At 65.4% G+C, this 3,874-nt stretch carries 4 protein-coding genes; all 4 read right to left on the reverse strand.

Annotated features, from left to right (window positions below; all coding sequences use genetic code 11):
* Nucleotides 1-964: ABC transporter ATP-binding protein (locus tag ASH01S_RS17285; RefSeq protein ID WP_067929678.1), on the reverse strand; the 964-nt coding region annotated here is incomplete at its 3' end.
* Nucleotides 925-1,956, reverse strand: a complete 1,032-nt coding sequence (locus tag ASH01S_RS17290) for an ABC transporter ATP-binding protein (RefSeq protein ID WP_067929679.1) — start codon at nt 1,954-1,956, stop codon at nt 925-927. The genes ASH01S_RS17290 and ASH01S_RS17285, both read right to left, overlap by 40 nt.
* The gene (locus tag ASH01S_RS17295) at nt 1,925-2,872 is read right to left on the reverse strand and encodes an ABC transporter permease (RefSeq protein ID WP_245629146.1); all 948 of its coding nucleotides are present in this window, start codon (nt 2,870-2,872) and stop codon (nt 1,925-1,927) included. The genes ASH01S_RS17290 and ASH01S_RS17295 overlap by 32 nt, the downstream gene beginning before the upstream one ends.
* Nucleotides 2,872-3,874, reverse strand: a 1,003-nt coding sequence (locus ASH01S_RS17300) for an ABC transporter permease (RefSeq protein WP_245629147.1), incomplete at its 5' end; no start/stop codon positions are given. The genes ASH01S_RS17295 and ASH01S_RS17300, both read right to left, overlap by 1 nt.

Here is a 3,874-nt window from a genome sequence, read left to right on the forward strand (position 1 = left end):
CCTCCGCGAAGTGACAGGACGCCAGGTGCCCAGGCTCGGGCTCCCGCAGCGCCGGCGTCTCCTCTCGGCAGCGCGCCTGCACAAACGGGCAGCGGTGCGCGAACGGACACCCCACGCGCCCCTCCCGCAAGTCCGGCGCCTCGCTCGCCGTCTCCGGCAACGCCTTCTGCCAGCTGCTCCCCGGCGTCGCCGCAAACAACAGCCGCGTGTACGGATGCAGCGGCCGCTCCAGCAGCCGCCGGCTGGCCGCCGCCTCCATGATGCGCCCCCCGTACAACACCATGATGCGGTCGCCAAAGTACCGCGCCGACGCCAAATCGTGCGTGATGTACAGGTACGACAAATCCAGGTCCTGCTTCAGTTCGTTCAATAGCTTCAAGATCCCCGCCCGAATCGACACGTCCAGCATCGAAATCGGCTCGTCCGCCACGATGAACGCCGGGTTCACCGCCAACGCCCGCGCTATCGCCACCCGCTGCCGCTGCCCGCCCGACAACTCGTGCGGATACTTCACCCGAAACTCCTCCACCGGGTCCAGCCCCACCCGGTGCAGCAATTCCGCCACCTGCTCCGACAACGCGCGCCCGCTCTTGCCCCCGTACTTCTTCAGCGGATACGTCAGGTGCTTCTCCACCGTGCGCACCGGATTGAGCGATCCGAACGGGTCCTGGAACACCATCTGCGCCACGCGCCGGTACTCTTTCAGCTCCCGCCCGCGGATGCGCGTCACGTCCTTGCCCGCCACCCGAATCTGCCCCTGCGCCGGCGTGAGGATGCGCACCAACGCGCGCCCGATGGTGCTCTTGCCGCTGCCCGACTCCCCGACCAGCGACAGCACCTCCCCCTTGCCGATGCGAAAGCTCACCCCGTCCACCGGTGTGATGTACATCCGCTGCCCCTGCCGCCGCACGGGAAAGCGCACCTTCAAGTTGTCAACGTCGATGTAGGCCTGGGACTCGGCCATGTGTAGGCCCCCTCTCGCTCCGCTTCGTACAGGTGACACTCCACCCACCGTCCGTTCACCTCGTGCCGCCGCGGCCGCACCACCCGGCACGCCTCCGTCGCGTACGGACAGCGCGGGTGAAACGCGCAGCCCTCCGGCAGCTGCTGCAAATCCGGCGGGTTGCCCGGAATGCCCTCAATCTCCACATCCTCGTGCGTCAGCCGCGGGATGGCCCGCATCAGCCCTTCGGTGTACGGGTGGTGCCCCGCCTCGCCCAGGCGCAAGGCCTTCGCGTCCGTGTTCTCCACAATCCGCCCGGCGTACATAATCGCCACCCGGGAAGCAAACTCGGCAACCAGGCTGAAGTCGTGGCTAATGAACAAAATCGCAAACCCGCGCTGTTGCTGCAGCTCCTGGATCTGGTTGAGAATCGAGCGCTGCACCACCACGTCCAAGGCGGTCGTCGGTTCATCCATGATGACCAAGGCCGGCTCCAGGGCGATGGCAATCGCGATGACCACCCGCTGGCGCATGCCGCCGGACAACTCGTGCGGGTAGCTGCGCAGGTGCCGCTCGTCGATGCGCACCAGCTTCAGCAGCTCCACCGCCTTCTGGCGCGCCTCTTGGTACGACATCTCCGGCCGGTGGCTGCGCAGCGTGTCGACCAGCTGCCGCTCCACCGTCATCACCGGGTTGAGCGCCGTCATCGCGCTCTGGAACACCATCGCCATCTGGTTCCAGCGAAAGGTCCGCAGCTGCTTTGGGCTCAGCGCGTACACGTCCTGCCCCATCACCCGGATGCGCCCCTGGGTCAACCGCGCGTTGCCCCGCAGAAGCCGCATAATCGCGTGGGCCAACGTCGATTTGCCCGACCCCGATTCCCCGATGAGCCCCAGCACCTGATTCGGATACAGCGTCAGGCTGACATCGCTGACCGCCTGGACCGGCCCGGACGCCGAATCGTACACGATGGAGACGTCCTCAAGCTCCAAGACCGGCTGGTTTGCGTCCACGGCGCCGTCCCCCTCTCTGCCCGCGCAGGCGCGGGTTGGTGAATTGGTCAATCGCAAAGTTCATCAAGCCCAGTGACAATCCCACCAGCGCAATCCCCAGGCCCGGCGGGATAATCCACCACCACGCCCCGTTGAGCAGCGCTCCGCCCGACTGCGCCCAGTACAGCATCGTCCCCCAGCTGACCGAGTTGACGCTCTCCAGGCCCAAAAACGCCAGCCCCGACTCGGCCAGAATCGCCCCCAGGCAGGCGAAGATGATGTTCGACGCGATGACGCTCGTCATGTTCGGCAGCACTTCCGTCACCATGATGCGCACCCCCGACGCCCCGGACAGCTTCGCCGCCGTCACAAACTCGCGCCCGCACAGCGACATCGCCTGCGAACGGAACACCCGCGCCCCCCAGGCCCACCCGGTCAGGCCAATGATGAGCCCGTTGAGCAGCGGCGTCGAGTTGTGCACCAACGCCTCTATCACTATCAACAGCGCCAGGCTCGGCAGCACCAAGAAGATGTTGGTGATGAAGTTGAGCACTGTATCCACCCAGCCGCCGTAGTACCCGGCCGTCACGCCAAACAAGAGCCCTACCACCGTCGAGATGAGCCCTGCCCCCACCCCGACAATCAGCGTCGTGCGCGCCCCGTAGATAAACTGCGAAAACAAATCCTGCCCCGTCGTCGTCGTCCCGAACAGGTGCGCGGAGCTGGGCGGCAGGTTCATCACGAACTGCGTCGAGAGCGGGTTGTACGGCGCAATCACCGGCGCGAAGATGGCCACCAGCGCAAACAGCGCAAACAACCCAAACCCCACGATGGCCTTGACGTCGTTGAACAGCAGCCTCACCACCGTCGGCCGCCGCCGTTTGCCCGCCGTGTTCCTTGGCGCCGTTTCCATCGGTGTCGTCACCAGTTCGCTCATCAGGCCCTCGCACCTCCCGTCTGCACCCTCGGGTCCAGCTTCCCGTACAGCAGGTCCACCACCAGATTGGCAAACAGGACCGACACCGCGATGACCAAAAACGCCCCCTGAATCAGCGGATAATCCTGCTGCAGCACCGCGTTGTTCAGCTGCGCCCCGATGCCCGGATAGGAGAACACCACCTCCGTCAGGATGGAGCCGCTGACCACGTTGCCCATCGCGATGGCGAAGCTGGTCACCTGCGGCAATATGGCGTTTCGGGCCGCGTACGCCAACACCAGCCGCAGCGGCCGCACCCCCTTGGCTTCGGCAAACACCACGTAGTCCTCGCCCAGGGTGAGAATCATGTTGTTGCGCATCCCCACCAGCCAGCCGCTGAACGAGCCCAAAAAGATGGTCAACGCCGGCAGCACCCCGTGGTACAGCGCGCTCAGCACGAAGTCCCCGCTCAGTGAGGGCGTCATATTGTCCGCGTACCCGCGGGCCAACGGGAACCAGTTGAGCTTAAAGCCAAACACGAACAAAAGCAGCAGCCCCGTCCACATGTACGGCGCCGCCTGCACGAACAACGATGCCACCGGCAGCGTCGAGTCCAGCGCCCGCCCCCGCCGCCAGGCCACGTAAATGCCGCACGCCGTGCCGGCGAACACCGATAAAAGCGTCGCCACCCCGACGAGCAGAATCGTCCAGGGCAGGCTGTGGCCGATGACCGTGGTCGTCGGAGTCGGGTAGTAGGTGAACGACAGCCCCCAGTTGCCGGTCAACAACCCCTTGAGGTAGTCGAAGTATTGCAGGATGAGCGGCTTGTTGCTGAAGCCGAACTGCAGTTCCAGGGCGTGCAGCGCGTAGGGCGTCAGGTGCCCCTGGAACTTGGCGAACATCGCCTCGGCCGGATCGCCCGGCATCAACCGCGGCAGGATGAAGTTGATGGTGACCGCGGCCCACACCGAGATGACGAAGAACACCAACCGGTTGATCACGTATCGCACGCTCGCGCCTCCT

The organism is Alicyclobacillus shizuokensis NBRC 103103 (assembly GCF_001552255.1).
GTDB classification, from domain to species: Bacteria; Bacillota; Bacilli; order Alicyclobacillales; family Alicyclobacillaceae; genus Alicyclobacillus_G; species Alicyclobacillus_G shizuokensis.